Consider the following 21,233-nt stretch of genomic DNA (forward strand, 5'->3'; position numbering starts at 1 on the left):
GATGGAAAAAGTGATGTTATCTTTTGACAAAGTCAGCGCCCACTACGGCAAGATTCAGGCGCTGCACGATGTCAGTCTGCACATTAATCAGGGGGAAATCGTGACCCTGATCGGCGCAAACGGCGCGGGCAAAACCACCCTGCTGGGCACCCTGTGCGGCGATCCGCGCGCGAGCAGCGGGCGCATTGTATTTGACGGCAAAGAGATCACCGACTGGCAGACCGCGAAAATCATGCGTGAAGCGGTGGCGATTGTGCCGGAAGGGCGTCGCGTCTTCTCACGGATGACCGTGGAAGAGAACCTGGCGATGGGCGGTTTCTTCGCCGATCGCGAACAGTTCCAGAGCCGCATTGAGCGGGTTTATGCGCTGTTCCCACGTCTGCATGAACGGCGTATTCAGCGTGCGGGCACCATGTCCGGCGGCGAGCAGCAGATGCTGGCGATTGGCCGCGCGCTGATGAGCCAGCCGCGTTTGCTGCTGCTGGATGAACCGTCGCTGGGCCTGGCGCCCATCATCATTCAGCAAATCTTCGACACTATCGAGCAACTGCGTAAAGAGGGAATGACCATCTTCCTGGTGGAGCAGAACGCCAACCAGGCGCTGAAGCTCGCCGATCGCGGTTACGTGCTGGAGAACGGCCACGTGGTGCTGGAAGATACCGGCGACGCGCTGCTGGCGAACGAAGCGGTGCGCAGCGCTTATCTCGGCGGGTAATGCCTTGAAGTAACCGAATTTAAACCGGCCTCCAGGGGCCGGTTTTTTTATCACACTTTATGCTGGCAAGTACTCTGGCGGCTTGTCGATATACCTGACAGGCTGAATCACCGGGCGATTCATGTAATAAAAAGGCTTCTCTGCGACAGAGAAGCCTTTTTACCTTTACGGGCGGCGTCATGAATCGCCGATGAGCCGCCATTTTTCCGTCACCGTACCATCATCTTCGCGACATTTCCCTGACGCTTGACTGTCATCTGATTGTAATTAAAAGGTTATTTTTCTGTCATTCGAGCGTGTCATGTTACCTCGCGAGCATAAAAACGCGTGATATCGCGCATCCCGCATAACAAGAGAGATCACAATGACAACGTTACGGCATACCGCTTTGGGTCTGGCTATGGGGTTAGTTTTTGCAGGCAACGCCATGGCTGCAACCACCATTCCGTTCTGGCATTCGATGGAAGGGGAGTTAGGCAAAGAAGTTGACTCCCTGGCGCAACGTTTCAATGACACACACCCGGATTACAAAATTGTTCCGGTTTACAAAGGCAACTATGAGCAGAGCCTGAGCGCAGGTATCGCTGCGTTCCGTACCGGTAACGCGCCTGCCATTTTGCAGGTTTATGAAGTGGGTACCGCCACCATGATGGCGTCCAAAGCGATCAAGCCGGTGTATCAAGTATTTAAAGATGCCGGTATCAACTTTGATGAAAGCCAGTTCGTGCCAACTGTTGCCGGTTATTACACCGATTCTAAATCCGGCCATCTGCTTTCTCAGCCGTTTAACAGCTCCACGCCGGTGCTGTACTACAACAAAGACGCCTTCAAAAAAGCCGGTTTAGATCCGGAACAGCCGCCAAAAACCTGGCAGGATCTGGCCGCTTATACCGAGAAGCTGAAAGCGGCCGGAATGAAATGCGGTTACGCCAGCGGCTGGCAGGGTTGGATCCAGATTGAAAACTTCAGCGCCTGGCACGGTCTGCCGGTGGCGACCAAAAATAACGGCTTCGACGGTACTGATGCGGTGCTGGAGTTCAACAAGCCAGAGCAGGTGAAACATATCGCCATGCTGGAAGAGCTGAACAAGAAGGGCGATTTCAGCTACTTCGGGCGTAAAGACGAATCTACCGAGAAGTTTTACAACGGTGATTGCGCCATTACCACGGCTTCTTCCGGTTCACTGGCGGATATTCGTCACTACGCCAAATTCAACTACGGCGTGGGCATGATGCCTTACGACGCTGACGTGAAAGGCGCGCCGCAGAACGCCATCATTGGCGGAGCCAGCCTGTGGGTGATGCAGGGTAAAGATAAGGAGACCTACAAAGGCGTGGCGCAGTTCCTCGACTTCCTGACGAAACCGGAAATTGCTGCCGAATGGCACCAGAAAACCGGTTACCTGCCGATCACTACTGCCGCTTACGATTTGACCCGCAAGCAGGGCTTCTATGACAAAAACCCGGGCGCTGATATCGCGACGCGTCAGATGCTGAACAAGCCGCCGTTGGCCTTCACCAAAGGTCTGCGTCTGGGCAACATGCCGCAGATCCGCAGTATTGTCGATGAAGAGCTGGAAAGCGTGTGGACCGGTAAGAAAACCCCGCAACAGGCGCTGGATTCTGCCGTTGAGCGTGGTAACCAACTGCTGCGCCGTTTCGAGCAGTCAACGAAGTCCTAATGTAGAAATGCCGGGTGGTGGCTTTGCCTTACCCGGCCTGCACATGCTTGCAGGCCGAATAAGCGGAGCGCCGCCCGACACGGTTCAGGAAGCAAATCGCAATGTCATCATCCCGTCCGGTGTTCCGCTCGCGCTGGCTGCCCTATTTGCTGGTTGCCCCGCAACTGATCATCACCATTATTTTCTTTATCTGGCCTGCGGGCGAAGCGTTGTGGTACTCGGTACAAAGCGTGGATCCGTTCGGGCTTTCCAGCCAGTTTGTCGGGCTGGACAACTTTATCGCACTGTTTCATGACGGCTACTATCTGGATTCGTTCTGGACCACGATGCGTTTTAGCGCGCTGGTGACCTTTAGCGGCCTGTTTGTCTCGCTGTTTTTTGCGGCGCTGGTGGACAACGTGGTGCGCGGCAGCCGTATCTACCAGACGCTAATGTTGCTGCCTTATGCGGTTGCGCCAGCCGTTGCCGCCGTACTGTGGATCTTCCTGTTTAACCCCGGGCGCGGGTTGATTACCCATTTTCTGGAACAGTTCGGCTACAACTGGAACCACGCGCAAAACAGCGGCCAGGCGATGTTTCTGGTGGTTTTCACCTCGGTGTGGCAGCAGATCAGCTACAACTTCCTGTTCTTTTTCGCTGCGCTGCAATCGATTCCCCGCTCGCTGGTCGAGGCGGCGGCTATTGATGGCGCCGGGCCGGTTCGCCGCTTCTTCAAACTGTCGCTGCCGCTCATCGCGCCGGTCAGTTTCTTCCTGCTGGTGGTGAACCTCGTTTACGCCTTCTTCGATACCTTCCCGGTGATTGATGCCGCGACCGCTGGTGGCCCGGTGCAGGCAACCACGACGTTGATTTATAAGATCTACCGCGAAGGGTTTGTCGGCCTGGATCTTTCTGCTTCGGCGGCGCAGTCGGTGGTGCTGATGGTGCTGGTAATTGTGCTGACGGTTATCCAGTTTCGCTATGTTGAACGTAAGGTGCGCTACCAATGATTGAGAATCGCCCCGGATTGGCGCTGTTCAGCCATATCATGCTTATTCTCGGTGTCGCCGTGGTGCTGTTTCCGCTGTATGTCGCCTTCGTGACCGCGACGCTGGATATCAACGCCGTCTATGACACACCGATGACCTTAATTCCCGGTACTCACCTGTGGGAAAACCTGCGCAACATCTGGATGAACGGCGTCGGCGTAAACAGCGCGCCATTCTGGCTGATGCTGACCAACAGCTTCATCATGGCGCTGGCGATCACGGTGGGCAAAATCACGGTGTCGATGCTGTCGGCTTTCGCCATCGTCTGGTTCCGCTTTCCGCTGCGTAACCTCTTCTTCTGGATGATTTTCATCACCTTAATGCTGCCTGTCGAGGTGCGTATTTTCCCGACGGTAGAAGTGATCGCCAACCTGAAAATGCTCGACAGCTACACCGGTCTGACGTTGCCGCTGATGGCGTCGGCCACCGCAACATTCCTGTTCCGCCAGTTCTTTATGACCCTGCCGGATGAACTGCTGGAAGCCGCGCGCATTGATGGCGCCTCGCCAATGCGCTTTTTCCGCGACATTGTGCTGCCGCTTTCCAAAACCAACCTGGCAGCGCTGTTCGTGATCACCTTTATCTACGGCTGGAACCAGTATTTGTGGCCGCTGTTGATTATCAACGACGTAAACCTCGGCACCGCCGTGGCAGGCGTGAAAGGCATGATTGCCAGCGGTGAAGGCACCACGCAATGGAACCAGGTGATGGCAGCGATGCTGCTGACGTTGATCCCCCCGGTCGTTATCGTTTTAGCCATGCAGCGCGCGTTTGTGCGTGGTTTAGTGGACAGTGAGAAATAAGATGGCAGGTTTAAAATTACAGGCTGTAACCAAAAGCTGGGACAGCGGCAAAACACAGGTGATTCAACCGCTGACGCTGGACGTTTCGGACGGTGAATTTATCGTGATGGTTGGCCCGTCGGGCTGCGGGAAATCAACGTTGCTGCGTATGGTTGCCGGGCTGGAGCGCGTCTCCAGCGGCGATATCTGGATCGACACCCAGCGCGTGACCGAAAAGGAGCCGAAAGATCGCGGTATTGCGATGGTGTTCCAGAACTATGCGCTCTACCCGCATATGAGTGTGGAAGAGAACATGGCGTGGGGGCTGAAAATTCGCGGTATGGGCAAAGCGCACATTGCCGGTCGGGTGGCGGAGGCGGCGCGTATTCTTGAACTGGATGGTTTATTGAAGCGCCGTCCGCGCGAGTTGTCCGGCGGCCAGCGTCAGCGAGTAGCAATGGGCCGCGCCATTGTACGCGATCCGGCGGTGTTTCTTTTTGATGAACCGCTGTCGAACCTCGATGCTAAATTGCGCGTGCAGATGCGTCTGGAGTTACAACAACTGCATCGTCGCCTGAACACCACTTCGCTGTATGTCACGCACGATCAGGTTGAAGCGATGACGCTGGCGCAACGCGTGCTGGTGATGAATAAAGGCGTGGCTGAACAAATTGGTACGCCGGTGGAAGTGTATGAAAAACCCGCCAGCCGTTTTGTGGCGAGCTTTATCGGTAGCCCGGCGATGAACCTGCTGGAGGGCCGCATCAATAGCGAGGGCACCCATTTTGATCTGGGAAGCGGTATGGCGTTGCCGATCAACTGGTACTATCGCGGCTACGCCGGGCGCAAAATGACGCTGGGTATCCGCCCGGAACATATTGCGTTAAGCTCACAGGCCGAAGGTGGCGTTCCGCTGGTGATGGAGACGCTGGAGATGCTCGGTGCAGATAATCTGGCGCATGGTCGCTGGGGCGAGCAGAAGCTGGTGGTTCGTTTATCGCATTACGAACGCCCGGCTGTGGGCAGCACGTTGTGGCTGCATCTGCCGGAAAATCACCTGCACTTATTTGATGGTGAAACAGGACAACGCGTATGAGTAACTGGCCTTATCCCCATATTGTCGCCCATCGTGGCGGCGGGAAACTGGCACCGGAAAACACGCTGGCGGCAATCGACGTCGGCGCGAGTTACGGGCATACCATGATTGAGTTCGATGCCAAGTTGTCGAAAGATGGCGAGATTTTCCTGCTGCATGACGACAACCTTGAGCGTACCAGCAATGGCTGGGGCGTGGCGGGCGAACTGGCGTGGAATGATTTGCTGAAAGTGGATGCCGGCGGCTGGTTTAGCGGTGAATTCAAAGGCGAGCCGCTGCCGCTGCTTTCACAGGTGGCGGAGCGCTGCCGTCAGCACGGCATGATGGCGAATATCGAAATCAAACCCACCACCGGCACCGGTCCGCTGACCGGCAAAGTGGTGGCGCTGGCCGCCCGCGAATTATGGGCAGGCATGACCGCGCCATTGCTCTCTTCGTTTGAAATCGATGCGCTGGAAGCCGCGCAACAAGCCGCACCGGAACTGCCGCGCGGCCTGTTGCTTGATGAGTGGCGCGATGACTGGCAGGAGCTGACCACGCGCCTCGGATGCGTCTCCATCCATCTCAATCACAAACTGCTGGATGAAGCGCGGGTGCGCATGTTGCGCGACGCGGGCTTACACATTCTGGTTTACACCGTAAACCAGCCCGCGCGCGCTGCCGAGCTGTTGCGCTGGGGCGTGGACAGCATCTGCACCGATAAAATCGACGATATCGGGCCGAACTTCCGTTATTGAGCGGTCGTCGACGGCGGCGTGCTTTGCAGCATGCTGCCGTTTTGATTCTGCGGCAGCATGTGCTGCTGCGTTGTCATCCCGCCAGAATCCGTTCCGCCGCTTAACATTCCGCTACCGGTATTCGGCAGCACCTGCTGGCCCTGGTTAAGCGCGCCGGGCTGCGCCTGTTTAATCCGCTGTGAGTTGTTATCCATTTGCGTTTGCAGATTTTGCTGTTGCAGGCGGCTTTGCGTCTGCTGCTGCTGCCTTAGCATGCCCTGCTGCTGTTGCTGCTGGTTGAGCATTTGCGTCTGCATCCGCTGTTGGCTGGGGATCACATACCCCGGCTGGTTTGGGTTATTCGTCGGGTTTAGCGGCTGTGCAAAGGCGCTAAAAGGCAGCAGAGCCGCCAGAATCAGTAAATGTTTCATCGTTGTTCCCTCCTGTTGAGGCTTTCTTTCAGTTTACTTGCTTTCATTCATGAAAATGATTTTTTAAGAGTTGTGAACCAGGCTTAAGCGGGAACTGTAGCCCCTTACTCGGGAGTAATGACGATGATGAAACAGAAGTTTGCGCGTTGGGTGTTGATTGCCGCGCTGACAGCGGGAGGGTGTTTTAGCGTTGCGGCTGCGCCGCCGGAAGGGCAGGCAACCGCGCCACCGCCGGTCTCGTACGGTGTTGAAGCCGATGTCTTCCACCCGGTGGTTGCGAAGCAAGGCATGGTGGCTTCGGTGGATGAAGCTGCGACGCGCGTCGGCGTCGATATTCTGAAGCAGGGGGGTAATGCTGTTGATGCGGCTGTCGCGGTGGGTTATGCGCTGGCGGTCACGCACCCGCAGGCCGGTAACCTCGGCGGCGGTGGTTTTATGTTGATTCGTACCAAAGAGGGGAAGGTCACGGCGATCGATTTCCGGGAAATGGCGCCCGCCGCCGCCACGCGCGATATGTTCCTTGACGATCAGGGTAACCCGGACAGCAAAAAATCCCTGACCTCGCATCTGGCATCCGGAACGCCCGGCACGGTGGCGGGTTTCTCAATGGCGCTGGAAAAGTACGGTACGCTGCCGCTGAAGAAAGTGGTGCAGCCTGCCATTAAACTGGCGAAACAGGGCTTTGTAGTCAACGATGCGCTGGCGAACGATCTGAAAACCTACGGCAGTGAAGTGCTACCAAATCATGAAAACAGTAAAGCGATCTTCTGGAAGGATGGCGAACCGCTGAAAAAGGGCGACAAACTGGTGCAGAGCAATCTGGCCAGAAGCCTGGAGATGATTGCGGAAAAAGGGCCGGACGCCTTCTACAAAGGCGCTATCGCTGAGCAAATCGCCCAGCAGATGAGCAAAAACGGCGGGCTGATCACCAAAGAAGATTTAGCCAATTACAAAGCCGTGGAGCGCACACCGATCAGCGGCGACTACCGCGGCTATCAGGTTTACTCCATGCCGCCTCCTTCTTCCGGTGGGATCCATATCGTTGAGATCCTCAATATTCTGGAGAACTTCGATCTGGCGAAATATGGCTTTGGCAGCGCCGATGCCATACAGGTGATGACCGAAGCGGAAAAATACGCTTATGCCGACCGCTCCGAATATCTCGGCGATCCGGACTTCGTCAAAGTGCCGTGGCAGGCGCTGACCAACAAAGCGTATGCCAAATCGATTGCCGCGCAGATTGATCTCAATAAAGCCCGCCCTTCCAGCCAGATCCGCCCCGGCAAGCTCGAACCCTACGAGAGCAACCAAACCACGCACTATTCGGTGGTGGATAAAGAGGGCACGGCGGTGGCCGTCACCTATACGCTGAATACGGTTTTTGGCACCGGCATTGTGGCTGGTAATACCGGCATCCTGATGAACAACGAAATGGATGACTTCTCCGCCAAACCCGGCGTGCCAAACGTGTATGGTCTGGTAGGCGGCGATGCGAACGCCGTTGGGCCGGGCAAACGGCCGCTGTCGTCGATGTCGCCAACCATTGTGCTGAAAGACGGTAAAACCTGGCTGGTGACCGGCAGCCCTGGCGGCAGCCGGATTATTACCACGGTGCTGCAAATGGTGGTGAATTCCATCGATTTCGGGATGAACGTCGCGGAAGCCACCAACGCACCGCGCTTCCACCATCAATGGTTGCCGGATGAGCTGCGCGTCGAAAAAGGCTTTAGCCCGGATACGCTGAAACTGCTGGAACAGAGAGGGCAAAAAGTGGCGGTGAAAGAGGCGATGGGCAGCACGCAGAGCATTATGGTGGCGCCGGACGGTACGCTGTATGGCGCGTCAGATCCGCGCTCGGTGGATGATTTAACGGCCGGATATTGAATGATTTCCCTCTCCCGCCGGGGAGAGGGAATGGCTTAGCCTTTCATGCGCGCCATAAAGTACGAATCGACAAACTCGCCGTTACGCAGCGCATAACGTTTACCGGTGCCTTCAATTTCAAAACCGAATTTGCGGTACACCGCCAGCGCCGGAGCATTATCAACAAACACGGTTAACTCAATTCTGTCGATGCGTAGCCAGTTGTCGCACAGGTTGATCATCTCGCGCATCAGCGCACTGGCGACGCCACGGTTATGAAACGCCGACGAAACCGCCATGCCAAAGGTGGCAACATGGCTGCGGCGCGGGTTTTGTTCCACCATCAGCGTCAGGTTTCCGGCCAGTTGATTATCAATGCAGGCGACCAGTTGACGGCGTCCTGGCTGTGGTTTCAGGCGATCTTCCCAGAGTTCGGCAGGTGGATGCGGTAGCTGTAGCAGGTTGTGATACACCTCAGGTAGCGCATAGAACTGACGTAAATCTTCGGCATCGCGCGCTTCGGCATGGCGTATCACTATCTCACTCATCCTGCTTCTCCGTTTGGTTAGGTTTACTCATACCTTCCGGGCATTCATAAAAAGCGTCAACTGCCATTTTTTTGCAAAAAGGTGTAGACAAGTGCGAATGATAATGATTATTATTGCCATGCATTCAGGGAAACCGTTGCGGTAATCCTGAAAGCACGACATTGCTCACATTGCTTCCAGTATTTCTTAGCCAGCCGCGTGCTGGCTTTTTTTTGCCCGTCATTTGCCAACGGCTGCCTTTTGAGAAAAGGGCGAGGGGCACGGCTTTCGAAGTTGCGCTATGGTAGTGACAGTCACCTCAACAAGGACTGGATCATGACTCTACATTGCGCATTTATCGGGTTTGGCAAAAGCACGACCCGTTATCATCTTCCCTATGTTCTTAACCGGAAAGCGAGCTGGAAAGTGGCGCACATCTTTCGCCGCCATGCAAAACCGGAAGAGCAACATCCCGCGTATCAACATATTCATTTCACCAGCGATCTGGACGACATCCTGCTCGATCCGCAGGTAAAACTGGTGATTGTCTGTACTCACGCCGACAGCCATTTCGACTATGCGAAGCGCGCGCTGGAAGCGGGGAAAAACGTGCTGGTGGAGAAGCCGTTTACCCCGACGATGGCGGAAGCAATCACGTTGTTTGAACTGGCGAAAAGCAAAGGCCTGACGGTTTCGCCGTATCAGAACCGCCGCTTTGACTCCTGCTTCCTGACCACTAAAAAAGCGATCGAAAGCGGTAAGCTCGGCAATATTGTTGAAATTGAAAGCCACTTTGACTATTATCGCCCGGTGGCGGAAACCAAACCCGGCTTGCCGCAGGATGGCTCATTTTATGGCCTCGGCGTGCATACCATGGACCAGATTATCTCGCTGTTCGGCCGCCCCGATCATGCGGCCTACGATATTCGCAGCCTGCGCAACAAGGCCAATCCGGACGATACCTTTGAAGCTCAGCTCTTCTATGGCGATTTAAAAGCCATCGTGAAAACCAGCCATCTAGTAAAAATCGATTACCCGAAATTTATTGTGCATGGTACGAAAGGGTCGTTTATCAAATACGGTATCGATCAGCAGGAAACCAGCCTGAAAGCCAATATCATGCCGGGGGAACCGGGCTTTGCCGCCGACAACAGTATCGGCATTCTGGAGTATGTGAATGCGGCGGGGGAAACGGTGCGCGAAGAGGTTAGGCCGGAAACCGGCGACTATGGCCGCGTCTATGATGCGCTCTATCAGACGCTGACAACCGGAGCGCCAAATTACGTCAAGGAATCTGAAGTTCTCACCAACCTTGAGCTGCTCGAACGCGCCTTTGAGCAGGCCTCTCCGGCCACGATAACCCTCGCGAAATAACCATAAATGGCTCCTCTGGAGTTGTTCATTTTTTTTGAACAGAGGAGTCAATTTTCACCCTCTATGATTGCCTGACGTTTGCGTCCACACTTACCCCATCGAAAACATACGGGGGTAAAAAAGATGATCTATTTACGTAAAGCAAACGACCGCGGCCACGCAAATCATGGTTGGCTGGATTCCTGGCATAGCTTCTCTTTTGCCGACTATTACGATCCGAATTTCATGGGTTTCTCAGCGCTTCGCGTGATTAACGATGACGTGATCGATCCGGGCCAGGGGTTTGGTACGCATCCGCACAAAGATATGGAAATCCTGACCTATGTGCTGGAAGGCGCGGTTGAACACCAGGACAGCATGGGCAATAAAGAGCAGGTGCCCGCTGGCGAATTCCAGATTATGAGCGCCGGTACCGGGGTGCGTCACTCTGAGTACAACCCGAGCAATACCGAGCGTCTGCGTCTGTACCAAATCTGGATCATTCCGGAAAAAACAGGTATCACGCCGCGTTACGAACAGCGCCGCTTCGACGCCCTGCAGGGCAAACAGCTTGTGCTTTCGCCGGATGCCCGCGACGGTTCGCTGAAAGTGAACCAGGATATGGAGCTGTACCGCTGGGCGCTGTTGAAAGATGAGCAGTCTGTCCATCAGATTGCCGCCGAACGCCGCGTCTGGATCCAGGTAGTGAAAGGCAGCGTGACCATTAACGGCACCAAAGCGACTACCAGCGATGGTCTGGCAATCTGGGATGAGCAGGCTATTTCGGTTCATGCCGATAGCGACAGTGAAATTCTGCTATTCGATTTGCCGCCAGTTTGATCTGATTTAGTTGAATAAATAATGCAACCTTTCGGTTATTACCGGAAGGTTGCGCATTGTCCGTGATAAACTGAGAAACTCTCTCTCAGATAAAAATGTCAGGACGATGAAAAAGAAAAGACCCGTACTTCAGGATGTGGCCGATCGCGTTGGCGTGACCAAAATGACGGTCAGCCGTTTCTTACGTAACCCGGAACAGGTTTCCGAGGCATTACGTGGCAAAATCGCCGCTGCGCTTGATGAACTGGGTTATATTCCCAATCGCGCTCCCGATATTCTCTCCAATGCTACCAGCCGGGCTGTTGGCGTTCTGCTTCCCTCTTTGACCAACCAGGTTTTCGCTGAAGTGTTACGCGGTATTGAAAGCGTGACTGATGCGCACGGCTATCAGACGATGCTTGCCCACTACGGTTATAAACCGGAGATGGAAGAGGAACGTCTGGAATCGATGCTTTCGTGGAATATCGACGGGCTGATCCTCACTGAACGCAAACACACCGCGCGCACGCTGAAGATGATTCAGGTTGCGGGTATTCCGGTGGTGGAGCTGATGGACAGCCGCTCGCCGTGCATTGATATCGCGGTGGGTTTTGACAACTTCGAAGCCGCACGGCAGATGACCGCCGCCATTCTCGCACGCGGACACCGGCGCGTGGCGTATCTCGGCGCACGTCTGGACGAACGTACTATCATCAAACAGAAGGGTTACGAGCAGGCGATGCTGGATGCCGGGCTGACGCCGTATAGCGTCATGATGGAGCAGTCATCTTCTTATACGTCAGGGATAGAACTGATGCGTCAGGCGCGCCGCGAGTACCCGCAACTGGACGGGATTTTCTGTACCAACGATGACCTTGCCGTCGGCGCCGCGTTCGAGTGCCAGCGTCTGGGGCTGCGGATCCCGGAAGATATGGCGATTGCCGGGTTCCACGGCCACGATATCGGCCAGGTGATGGAGCCACGTCTGGCGAGCGTCCTGACGCCACGTGAGCGCATGGGGCGCATTGGCGCAGAGCGCTTACTGGCGCGCATTCGCGGTGAAGCAGTTACGCCGAAAATGTTAGATTTAGGTTTCACTTTGTCACCAGGTGGATCTATTTAGTCTGACAAATTTGAAGTAGCTCACACTTATTTATCTCTGGCACGAATGGATATTGCTTCTCCCAGACCCCAGCAGGACAATGTTACCGATAACAGTTACCCGTAACAATTCACTCTTGCACTTTGTGGGGGCTACCCTTGAGCACGACGAACTTTGATCACCACATTTATGTCCTGATGGGCGTTTCAGGCAGTGGTAAATCTGCTGTCGCCAGCGAAGTGGCGCATCAGTTACATGCCGCGTTTCTCGATGGCGATTTCCTCCATCCGCGCAGCAATATCATGAAAATGGCCTCCGGCGAACCGCTTAACGACGACGACCGCAAACCGTGGTTGCAGGCGCTGAACGATGCCGCTTTCGCCATGCAGCGCACTAATAAAGTGTCGCTGATTGTGTGCTCGGCGCTGAAAAAGCACTATCGCGACCTGCTGCGCGACGGTAACCCGAACCTCTCCTTCATCTATCTGAAAGGGGATTTCGAGGTTATCGAGAGCCGTCTGAAGGCGCGTAAAGGCCACTTCTTTAAAACGCAAATGCTGGTAACGCAGTTTGACACCCTTCAAGAGCCGGGTGCAGACGAGCGCGATGTTCTGGTCGTTGATATCGACCAGCCGCTGGAGGGTGTTGTTGCCAGCACCATTGAGATTATTAACAAAGGCAATGCGTAGTGAGTACATTAACGCTGGTTTTAACAGCAGCCGGCTCCGTGCTGTTGCTGCTGTTTTTAGTGATGAAAGCGCGTATGCACGCTTTCGTCGCTTTGATGGTGGTTTCCATTGGTGCAGGGCTCTTTTCCGGTATGCCGCTGATTAAGATCGCGCAGACCATGGAAAAAGGGATGGGCGGAACGCTCGGTTTTCTGGCAATTGTGGTCGCGCTTGGCGCCATGTTCGGCAAAATTCTGCATGAAACCGGGGCGGTGGACCAAATCGCCGTCAAGATGCTGAGATCTTTCGGCCACAGCCGCGCGCATTATGCGATTGGTCTGGCCGGGCTGATTTGCGCATTGCCACTGTTCTTTGAAGTGGCGATTGTGCTGCTGATTAGCGTGGCCTTCTCAATGGCGCGCCATACGGGCACCAACCTGGTGAAACTGGTGATTCCGCTGTTTGCCGGTGTTGCGGCTGCTGCGGCGTTTCTGCTGCCGGGGCCAGCGCCGATGCTGCTGGCTTCGCAGATGCACGCTGATTTCGGCTGGATGATCCTGATTGGCCTGTGCGCGGCCATTCCGGGCATGCTGATTGCCGGTCCGCTATGGGGCAACTTCATCAGCCGTTATGTCGAACTGCACATTCCTGATGACGTGAGCGAGCCGCATCTTGGCGAGGGCAAAATGCCGTCATTCGCGTTCAGCTTGTCGTTGATCCTGCTGCCGCTGGTGCTGGTGGGGATGAAAACCATCGCTGCGCGTTTCGTTACCGAAGGCAGCAACCTGTATGACTGGCTGGAATTTATCGGTCACCCGTTCACGGCGATCCTCGTGGCGTGCCTGGTGGCGATTTACGGCCTGGCGATGCGCCAGGGGATGCCGAAAGATCGCGTGATGGAAATCTGCGGCCACGCGCTGCAACCGGCGGGCATTATTCTGCTGGTGATCGGTGCGGGCGGTGTGTTCAAACAGGTGCTGGTTGATTCCGGCGTCGGCCCGGCTCTGGGTGAAGCGCTGACCGGCCTGGGTCTACCCATCGCCATTACCTGCTTCGTGCTGGCGGCGGCGGTGCGCATCATTCAGGGTTCAGCAACCGTTGCTTGTCTGACGGCGGTTGGTCTGGTGATGCCGGTTATCGAACAACTGCACTTCAACGGCGCGCAGATGGCGGCACTCTCCATCTGTATCGCGGGCGGTTCCATCGTGGTGAGCCACGTGAACGACGCCGGTTTCTGGCTGTATGGCCGTTTTACCGGTGCAAGCGAAGCGCAAACGCTGAAAACCTGGACCATGATGGAAACCATCCTCGGCACCACCGGTGCAATTATCGGGATGATTGCTTTCACGCTGTTGAGTTAAACTGCATGGCCCGGTGGTGAGATGCTTACCGGGCCAAAATAGTCATTACTTCTTTTATTTCCTGTGGGCGCGACAAGCGCTACTTATTCGCCAGTTCGTGGCGAGCTGCCTGCGCAAGAAAATGGCTCCGATCTTTATAAACAGCGCGTTTATCCTGAATAAAGCCATCGATACGCTTAATCAGCACATCCGGTAAGGTGATATTCACCCGCTGCTGCTTGCCTTCAAATCCTGTCAAATCGACGTCAATCATGAACCAGGAGTCGCAGTGTGCATAATCCGGGTTCGCGGCATACACCATGTAGCCAGCATCGGTTATATCCTCCACCGAATGCGCGCCGCTTAGCATCATCTCTTCAACAATGCTGAGAATCGCCTCACGAGCCATCACCGGGATATCAATCTGCTCATCAGCAGCGGAAACACAGCCGTAGTCGAATTGATCGAAAGCCGGAACAGCAATGCCATACGCGGTATCGGCATCTTTAGGTGATTCAACCCCGACAGAGAAAAACATAGTTACCTCCATAGTCGGCGGGGATTAGATCCCCGCCATTTTTTTGATTGATCTGACCGTTCCCAGAGGTAAATCCTTCTTTGGATGCGGTACGGGGAAGGTTTTCCCCGTGATGGGCGACCACCAGATGTGATGGCTCCCTCCGTTATGCCGCTGAAGAACACAACCGGCGGCGATCAGTTCTTTCAACAGGTCAGCAGATTTCATAGGTCCTCCCTAACCCAAAAATCATTATACACACATATACACACAAAGAAAGAGCGGAGGTGTGCCGGGCTTAACCCTTCATCCACACCCGAATGCCGTCGAGGAACATCTGGGTGGCGAGCATCACCAGAACCAGCCCCATCAGACGTTCCAGCGCGTTCACCCCTTTCTCGCCGAGCAGGCGTAAAAACAGCGTCGATTGCAGCAAAATGGCGACCGTTCCACCCCAGGCGATTAACAGCGCAATCACCAGATGGCTCATTTGGTTTGGATACTGATGTGAAAGCAGCATCAGCGTTGCCAGCAGCGTAGGGCCAGCGACCAGCGGAATCGCCAGCGGCACGATAAACGGTTCTTCACCGGCCGGCAGGCCCGAACTACTGCCGGTTTCGCTGGGGAAAATCATCTTAATGGCGATCAGGAACAGAATGATGCCGCCGGAAATCGACACTGTTTCCGCGCGTAAATTGAGCAGCGCGAGGATTTTCTCCCCGGCAAACAGGAAGATAAACATCACCAGCAGGGCGATCAGCAGTTCGCGGATCATGATCGCCCGGCGGCGTTTCGGCTCGGTATGTTTTAACACCGACATAAAAATGGGCAGGTTGCCTAACGGATCCATTATCAGGATCAACAACACTGCTGCGGAGATGATTTCACTCATTTATTATTATCCCTGACGCTGGCGGCCAACTGGCAGTAATTAGCCGCATTTCTGATGCATTCGCTATCATTGATTAATTTCACTTGCGACTTTGGCTGCATTTTGTAATGTGAGCACTGGCCCAGTGGGATACTGGTACACATCTTCAGCACATACCTCTGCAGGAACTTTCGCTATGAAAAATGTTGGTTTTATCGGCTGGCGTGGAATGGTCGGCTCTGTACTCATGCAACGCATGGTTGAGGAGCGCGATTTCGACGCCATTCGCCCTGTCTTCTTTTCCACTTCCCAGTTTGGGCAGGCTGCACCAGCGTTTGGCGGCCATGCAGCAGGTACGCTTCAGGACGCGTTCAACCTGGAAGCGCTGAAGGCACTCGACATCATTGTCACCTGCCAGGGCGGCGATTATACCAACGAAATCTATCCAAAGCTCCGTGAAAGCGGCTGGCAAGGTTACTGGATCGACGCAGCATCTTCTTTACGCATGAAAGATGACGCCATTATTATCCTCGACCCGGTTAACCAGGCGGTTATCAATGACGGCCTGAACCACGGCATCAAAACCTTTGTTGGCGGCAACTGTACCGTCAGCCTGATGCTGATGTCGCTGGGCGGTCTGTTCGCCAACGATCTGGTGGAATGGGTCTCGGTAGCGACCTACCAGGCGGCTTCCGGCGGCGGCGCGCGTCATATGCGCGAACTGCTGACGCAGATGGGCCAGTTGCACAACCATGTGGCGGCAGAACTGGCGGATCCGGCTTCGGCTATTCTCGACATCGAGCGCAAAGTCACGGCATTGACCCGCAGCGGCGAACTGGCGGTGGATAACTTCGGTGTACCGCTGGCGGGCAGCCTGATTCCGTGGATCGACAAACAGCTCGACAACGGCCAGAGCCGCGAAGAGTGGAAAGGCCAGGCCGAAACCAACAAAATTCTCAACACGGCGTCCACCATTCCGGTTGACGGTCTGTGCGTACGTATCGGCGCGCTGCGCTGCCATAGCCAGGCGTTTACCATCAAACTGAAAAAAGATGTGTCGATTCCGACCGTGGAAGAGCTGCTGGCTGCGCACAACCCGTGGGCAAAAGTGGTGCCGAACGATCGCGAAATCAGCATGCGCGAACTGACGCCTGCGGCTGTCACCGGCACGCTGACCACGCCGGTTGGCCGTCTGCGCAAACTGAACATGGGGCCGGAGTTCCTCTCTGCCTTTACCGTTGGCGACCAGCTATTGTGGGGCGCGGCGGAACCATTGCGTCGAATGTTGCGCCAACTGGCGTAAGCGAAAAATAAAAAAAAGGGTGCTTCGGCACCTTTTTTTATGAGTTTTTGCCGGAAAATGTGGTTGATGTGTTTATTTTCTCAGGAGTTGAAAAGTGTTGGCTATGCTTTAAGTAAGGTGTCTGAACGCCTTACCTGAAAGCGGGACGGAGCATAGAGGATGCGCACATTTGTGCTGCTCCGTTCAGGTTCAAAAGTATCGCAACCGCGTGAAACGGCGGTGGAAAGCGCGATACCACCATAACAGGATGAAAGCCATGTCTGTTCATATCGACAGAGACGTGATTAATGCACTAATTTCCGGCCATTTTGCCGACCCTTTTTCCGTTCTTGGCATGCATTGTACCGATGCCGGTATTGAAGTTCGCGCTCTGTTGCCTGACGCCACTGAAGTGTGGGTTATTGAGCCGAAAACCGGGCGCAAAGTAGGACAACTGGAGTGCCTGGATTCACGGGGCTTCTTCAGCGGCGTGATGGAGCGCCGCAAAAATCCTTTCCGTTATCAATTTGCTGTGATCTGGCATGGCCAGCAGAATCTGATTGATGATCCCTACCGTTTCGGCCCGCTGTTGCAGGATCTGGATAGCTGGCTGCTCAGTGAAGGAACCCATATGCGCCCCTATGAAACGCTGGGTGCGCATGCGGATACGATGGATGGCGTGGTCGGAACACGATTCGCCGTCTGGGCGCCAAATGCGCAGCGGGTTTCGGTAGTTGGGCAGTTCAACTACTGGGACGGTCGCCGCCATCCGATGCGCCTGCGTCGTGAAAGCGGGATCTGGGAGCTGTTCATCCCTGGCGCGCTCAACGGTCAGCTCTACAAATTCGAGATCCTTGATGCAAATGGCAGGTTGAGGATTAAGGCCGATCCTTACGCCTTTGAAGCCCAGATGCGCCCGGACAGTGCCTCATTGATCTGCGGTCTGCCGGGCAAGAAAACGCAGAGCGAGGAGCGCAAGCAGGCAAACCAGTTTGATGCGCCAATCAGTATTTATGAGGTGCATCTGGGTTCCTGGCGTCGCCATACCGACAACAACTTCTGGCTCAGCTATCGTGAACTGGCCGATCAACTGGTGCCGTATGCCAAATGGATGGGATTTACCCACCTTGAATTGATGCCAGTGAATGAACACCCCTTTGATGGCAGTTGGGGCTACCAGCCGACCGGGCTATACGCACCGACCCGCCGCTTTGGTACTCGCGATGATTTTCTGCACTTTATTCATACCGCCCATGCTGCCGGGCTGGGGGTGATCCTCGACTGGGTACCGGGGCATTTTCCGTCGGACGATTTTGGCCTGGCTGAGTTTGACGGAACGAAGTTGTATGAGCACAGCGATCCGCGTGAAGGCTATCACCAGGACTGGAACACACTGATTTATAACTACGGGCGTCGCGAAGTGAGTAACTATCTGGTAGGCAATGCGCTCTACTGGATCGAACGCTTCGGGATAGATGCGCTGCGCGTCGATGCGGTGGCCTCGATGATCTACCGCGACTACAGCCGCAAAGAGGGCGAGTGGATCCCCAATGAGTTTGGTGGACGCGAGAACCTGGAAGCGATTGAATTTCTGCGTAACACCAACCGCATCCTCGGCGAGCAGGCACCGGGCGTCGTCAGTATGGCGGAAGAGTCCACCGATTTTGCCGGCGTTTCGCGGCCGCCTTCTCAGGGCGGGCTGGGTTTCTGGTACAAGTGGAATCTGGGCTGGATGCACGACACGCTGGACTATATGAAGCTCGATCCGGTCTATCGCAAGTACCACCACGATAAACTCACTTTCGGCATCCTCTACAACTACAGCGAAAACTTTATCCTGCCGCTGTCCCATGACGAAGTGGTTCATGGCAAGAAATCGATCCTCGACAGAATGCCCGGCGATGCCTGGCAAAAATTTGCCAATCTGCGCGCTTACTACGCGTGGATGTGGGCCTTCCCTGGCAAAAAATTACTGTTTATGGGCAACGAATTTGCCCAGGGACGCGAGTGGAACCACGACGGCAGCCTGGACTGGCATCTGCTTGAGGGCGGCGATAACTGGCACCACGGCGTACAGCGGCTGGTGCGCGACATGAACCATCTCTACCGTCACCACAAAGCGCTGCATGAGGTGGATTTTGACCCGTACGGTTTTGAGTGGCTGGTGGTGGATGATCATGAAGCGTCGGTGTTTGTCTTTATCCGGCGCGACAGGCAGGGTAACGAAATCATTGTCGCCAGTAACTTTACCCCGGTGCCGCGCTACGATTATCGCTTTGGTATCAATCAGCCTGGCCGCTGGCGCGAGGAGTTAAACACCGATTCGATGCACTACCACGGCAGTAATACCGGTAATGGCGGCGTGGTACACAGCGATGCGATTGCTAACCGGGGGCGTGAGCACTCGCTGTTACTGACGTTACCGCCGCTGGCGACCATCTGGCTGGTGCGGGAGGGGGAATGACGAAGCTGACGGTGGGGCAATCGTTGCCGCCCGGCGCAGAAGTGCAGGCGGACGGCGTTAATTTTACGCTGTTTTCCGCCCATGCGGAGCGCGTCGAGCTGTGCCTGTTCGATGACGAAGGTAACGAACAGCGCGTCGATCTGCCCGGCCGCACCGGGGATATCTGGCACGGTTTTCTCAGCGGCGCAAAACCCGGCCTGCACTATGGCTACCGGGTGCATGGCCCCTGGGAACCGGCGCAAGGCCACCGTTTTAATCCGGCAAAACTTTTGCTTGACCCCTGCGCGAAGCGCGTTGACGGCGAGGCCGTTGACAGCCCGCTGTTCCACGGCGGCCATGATTCGCCGGATCCTCACGATAATGCCTCGCTTGGCTTGCGCAGCGTAGTGGTGCATGACGCGTTCGACTGGCAAAACGATGTGCCGCCGCGCACGCCGTGGGGCAACACCGTCATTTACGAAGCGCACGTCAAAGGGCTCACCTGGCTTCATCCTCAGTTGCCGGAAAATATTCGTGGCACCTATAAGGCGCTGGGGCATCCGTTGATGGTTGCCTGGTTTAAGCAGCTTGGCATCACCGCGCTGGAGCTGCTGCCCGTCGCCCATTTTGCCAGTGAGCCGCGCCTGCAACGGCTGGGGCTTTCTAATTACTGGGGCTACAACCCGCTGGCGCTGTTTGCGCTCCATCCGCACTATGCCAGCGATCCGCAACAGACCATCAATGAATTTCGCGAAGCGGTGAGGGCGCTGCATCAGGCGGGGATCGAAGTGATCCTCGATATTGTGCTTAATCACAGCGCCGAAACCGATCTCGACGGGCCGACTTTCTCCCTGCGCGGCATTGATAACAGTACCTATTATTGGATCAGAGAAGATGGCGATTATCACAACTGGACCGGATGCGGCAACACGCTGAATCTGAGCCACCCCGCAGGCGTGGACTATGCGCATGCCTGCCTGCGTTACTGGGCGGAGACCTTCCACGTTGACGGTTTCCGCTTCGATCTGGCGACAATCATGGGACGCACACCGGATTTCGATCCGCAGGCGCCGCTGTTTACCGCGATCAAAAACGATCCGCTGCTTTGCGATCTGAAACTGATCGCCGAGCCGTGGGATATCGGCCCTGGCGGCTACCAGGTGGGGAATTTCCCCGCGCCGTTTGCCGAATGGAACGATCATTTCCGCGACGCGACGCGCCGTTTTTGGCTGGAACAGTCGTTGTCGCTGGGGGAGCTGGCCGGGCGGTTTGCTGCTTCCAGCGATCTGTTTAAACGTGCGGGCCGCTTGCCGTCGGCTTCGGTCAATCTGATCACCGCGCACGATGGTTTTACTTTGCGTGATTGCGTCTGTTTCAGCCACAAGCATAACGAGGCGAACGGTGAGGACAATCGCGACGGTACCGACAATAACCACAGCAATAATCATGGACACGAGGGTCTGGGTGGCAGTTTGGATGTGGTCGAACGGCGGCGCGCCAGCGTGCATGCCCTGCTGACCACGCTGCTGCTTTCTCAGGGAACGCCGATGCTGCTGGCCGGAGATGAACTGGGGCACAGCCAGCACGGTAATAATAATGCGTACTGCCAGGATAACGCGCTGACATGGTTGAGCTGGCAGCACGCGGATAGCGGGCTCATGCACTTCACTGCCGCACTTATCCAGCTACGTCAACGGATCCCCGCTTTGACGCGCAACGTCTGGTGGGAAGAAGGAGACGGCAACGTAGCCTGGCTGGATCACGCCGGACAACCATTGACGGCGCAGGCGTGGCAGCACGGTGCTCTGCGCTTACAAATTTTGCTCTCCAATACGGTTTTAATCGCCATTAACGCAACCAGCGATGTTGCAGAAATGGTTTTGCCTCAAGGGGGTTGGCACGCCATTCCTCCCTTTGCCGGAGAGGACAATCCGGTAGTGATAACTGCCTGGCATGGGCCTGCGCATGGAGTTTGCGTATTTCAGCGGTCATAAAAACG

General features: G+C 55.5%; 20 protein-coding genes. 15 read left to right on the forward strand and 5 right to left on the reverse strand.

Annotated elements, in window-relative coordinates; translation table 11 throughout:
* Position 1 precedes the first annotated feature (1 nt).
* From livF to ugpQ, 6 genes are all read left to right on the forward strand, one after another.
* Positions 2 to 715, forward strand: a complete 714-nt coding sequence (gene livF / locus AWR26_RS01545; protein WP_043956256.1) for a high-affinity branched-chain amino acid ABC transporter ATP-binding protein LivF — start codon at positions 2 to 4, stop codon at positions 713 to 715.
* A 364-nt stretch (positions 716 to 1,079) separates the two neighbouring features.
* Complete coding sequence (ugpB, locus tag AWR26_RS01550) at positions 1,080 to 2,396, forward strand: sn-glycerol-3-phosphate ABC transporter substrate-binding protein UgpB (protein WP_064563154.1); 1,317 nt, start codon at positions 1,080 to 1,082, stop codon at positions 2,394 to 2,396.
* Between the two features lie 101 nt (positions 2,397 to 2,497).
* Positions 2,498 to 3,385 (forward strand): sn-glycerol-3-phosphate ABC transporter permease UgpA, encoded by an 888-nt coding sequence (ugpA, locus tag AWR26_RS01555; protein ID WP_064563156.1) that lies wholly within the window; start codon positions 2,498 to 2,500, stop codon positions 3,383 to 3,385.
* Complete coding sequence (gene ugpE / locus AWR26_RS01560; RefSeq protein ID WP_043956258.1) at positions 3,382 to 4,227, forward strand: sn-glycerol-3-phosphate ABC transporter permease UgpE; 846 nt, start codon at positions 3,382 to 3,384, stop codon at positions 4,225 to 4,227. Before ugpA ends, ugpE begins: the two co-directional genes overlap by 4 nt.
* A gap of 1 nt (position 4,228) precedes the next feature.
* Complete coding sequence (locus AWR26_RS01565; protein ID WP_064563158.1) at positions 4,229 to 5,302, forward strand: sn-glycerol-3-phosphate import ATP-binding protein UgpC; 1,074 nt, start codon at positions 4,229 to 4,231, stop codon at positions 5,300 to 5,302.
* Positions 5,299 to 6,039 carry a glycerophosphodiester phosphodiesterase gene (gene ugpQ, locus AWR26_RS01570; protein ID WP_064563159.1) on the forward strand — a complete coding sequence of 247 codons (741 nt, stop codon included), beginning with the start codon at positions 5,299 to 5,301 and terminating at the stop codon, positions 6,037 to 6,039. Before AWR26_RS01565 ends, ugpQ begins: the two co-directional genes overlap by 4 nt.
* Here ugpQ and AWR26_RS01575 read toward each other — a convergent pair.
* Positions 6,033 to 6,449, reverse strand: coding sequence for a DUF2756 family protein (locus tag AWR26_RS01575; protein ID WP_064563161.1), 417 nt, complete (start codon positions 6,447 to 6,449; stop codon positions 6,033 to 6,035). The genes ugpQ and AWR26_RS01575 overlap by 7 nt on opposite strands.
* Before the next feature lie 123 nt (positions 6,450 to 6,572).
* On the opposite strand from AWR26_RS01575, the gene ggt reads away from it, so the two are divergent.
* Complete coding sequence (gene ggt, locus AWR26_RS01580; protein WP_064563163.1) at positions 6,573 to 8,333, forward strand: gamma-glutamyltransferase; 1,761 nt, start codon at positions 6,573 to 6,575, stop codon at positions 8,331 to 8,333.
* A gap of 35 nt (positions 8,334 to 8,368) precedes the next feature.
* On the opposite strand, the gene yhhY is transcribed toward ggt, so the two are convergent.
* A complete protein-coding gene (gene yhhY / locus AWR26_RS01585) occupies positions 8,369 to 8,860 on the reverse strand; it encodes an N-acetyltransferase (RefSeq protein ID WP_064563165.1) in 492 nt (163 codons plus the stop codon).
* Between the two features lie 315 nt (positions 8,861 to 9,175).
* On the opposite strand from yhhY, the gene AWR26_RS01590 reads away from it, so the two are divergent.
* The 5 genes from AWR26_RS01590 to gntU all read left to right on the forward strand — a co-directional run bounded on the left by AWR26_RS01590 (position 9,176) and on the right by gntU (position 14,142).
* On the forward strand, positions 9,176 to 10,213 hold the full coding sequence (locus tag AWR26_RS01590) for an oxidoreductase (protein WP_064563168.1): 1,038 nt from the start codon (positions 9,176 to 9,178) through the stop codon (positions 10,211 to 10,213).
* 123 nt (positions 10,214 to 10,336) lie between these two features.
* Positions 10,337 to 11,032, forward strand: a complete 696-nt coding sequence (locus AWR26_RS01595; protein WP_064563170.1) for a pirin family protein — start codon at positions 10,337 to 10,339, stop codon at positions 11,030 to 11,032.
* A 106-nt stretch (positions 11,033 to 11,138) separates the two neighbouring features.
* Positions 11,139 to 12,134 carry a gluconate operon transcriptional repressor GntR gene (gene gntR / locus AWR26_RS01600; RefSeq protein ID WP_043956265.1) on the forward strand — a complete coding sequence of 332 codons (996 nt, stop codon included), beginning with the start codon at positions 11,139 to 11,141 and terminating at the stop codon, positions 12,132 to 12,134.
* A 137-nt stretch (positions 12,135 to 12,271) separates the two neighbouring features.
* Positions 12,272 to 12,802 (forward strand): gluconokinase, encoded by a 531-nt coding sequence (gntK, locus tag AWR26_RS01605; protein ID WP_035888931.1) that lies wholly within the window; start codon positions 12,272 to 12,274, stop codon positions 12,800 to 12,802.
* Positions 12,802 to 14,142, forward strand: a complete 1,341-nt coding sequence (gene gntU / locus AWR26_RS01610) for a gluconate transporter (RefSeq protein WP_064563172.1) — start codon at positions 12,802 to 12,804, stop codon at positions 14,140 to 14,142. Before gntK ends, gntU begins: the two co-directional genes overlap by 1 nt.
* Positions 14,143 to 14,221: 79 nt before the next feature.
* Here gntU and AWR26_RS01615 read toward each other — a convergent pair whose 3' ends face one another.
* From AWR26_RS01615 to AWR26_RS01625, 3 genes are all read right to left on the reverse strand, one after another.
* Positions 14,222 to 14,659, reverse strand: a complete 438-nt coding sequence (locus AWR26_RS01615) for a type II toxin-antitoxin system HicB family antitoxin (protein WP_043956268.1) — start codon at positions 14,657 to 14,659, stop codon at positions 14,222 to 14,224.
* A 24-nt stretch (positions 14,660 to 14,683) separates the two neighbouring features.
* Positions 14,684 to 14,866, reverse strand: a complete 183-nt coding sequence (locus tag AWR26_RS01620; protein WP_064563174.1) for a type II toxin-antitoxin system HicA family toxin — start codon at positions 14,864 to 14,866, stop codon at positions 14,684 to 14,686.
* A gap of 70 nt (positions 14,867 to 14,936) precedes the next feature.
* Positions 14,937 to 15,530 carry a YhgN family NAAT transporter gene (locus AWR26_RS01625; protein WP_007369718.1) on the reverse strand — a complete coding sequence of 198 codons (594 nt, stop codon included), beginning with the start codon at positions 15,528 to 15,530 and terminating at the stop codon, positions 14,937 to 14,939.
* Positions 15,531 to 15,705: 175 nt separating this feature from the next.
* Between AWR26_RS01625 and asd the strand changes: the two genes are divergently transcribed.
* The 3 genes from asd to glgX all read left to right on the forward strand — a co-directional run bounded on the left by asd (position 15,706) and on the right by glgX (position 21,228).
* Positions 15,706 to 16,812, forward strand: a complete 1,107-nt coding sequence (gene asd, locus AWR26_RS01630; RefSeq protein ID WP_064563176.1) for an aspartate-semialdehyde dehydrogenase — start codon at positions 15,706 to 15,708, stop codon at positions 16,810 to 16,812.
* A gap of 256 nt (positions 16,813 to 17,068) precedes the next feature.
* Entirely contained in the window at positions 17,069 to 19,255 is a 2,187-nt protein-coding gene (glgB, locus tag AWR26_RS01635) for a 1,4-alpha-glucan branching enzyme (RefSeq protein ID WP_064563177.1), read from the forward strand.
* Positions 19,252 to 21,228 carry a glycogen debranching protein GlgX gene (gene glgX / locus AWR26_RS01640; RefSeq protein WP_064563179.1) on the forward strand — a complete coding sequence of 659 codons (1,977 nt, stop codon included), beginning with the start codon at positions 19,252 to 19,254 and terminating at the stop codon, positions 21,226 to 21,228. The genes glgB and glgX overlap by 4 nt, the downstream gene beginning before the upstream one ends.
* Positions 21,229 to 21,233 lie beyond the last annotated feature (5 nt).

This window comes from Kosakonia oryzae (assembly GCF_001658025.2).
GTDB lineage: Bacteria > Pseudomonadota > Gammaproteobacteria > Enterobacterales > Enterobacteriaceae > Kosakonia > Kosakonia oryzae.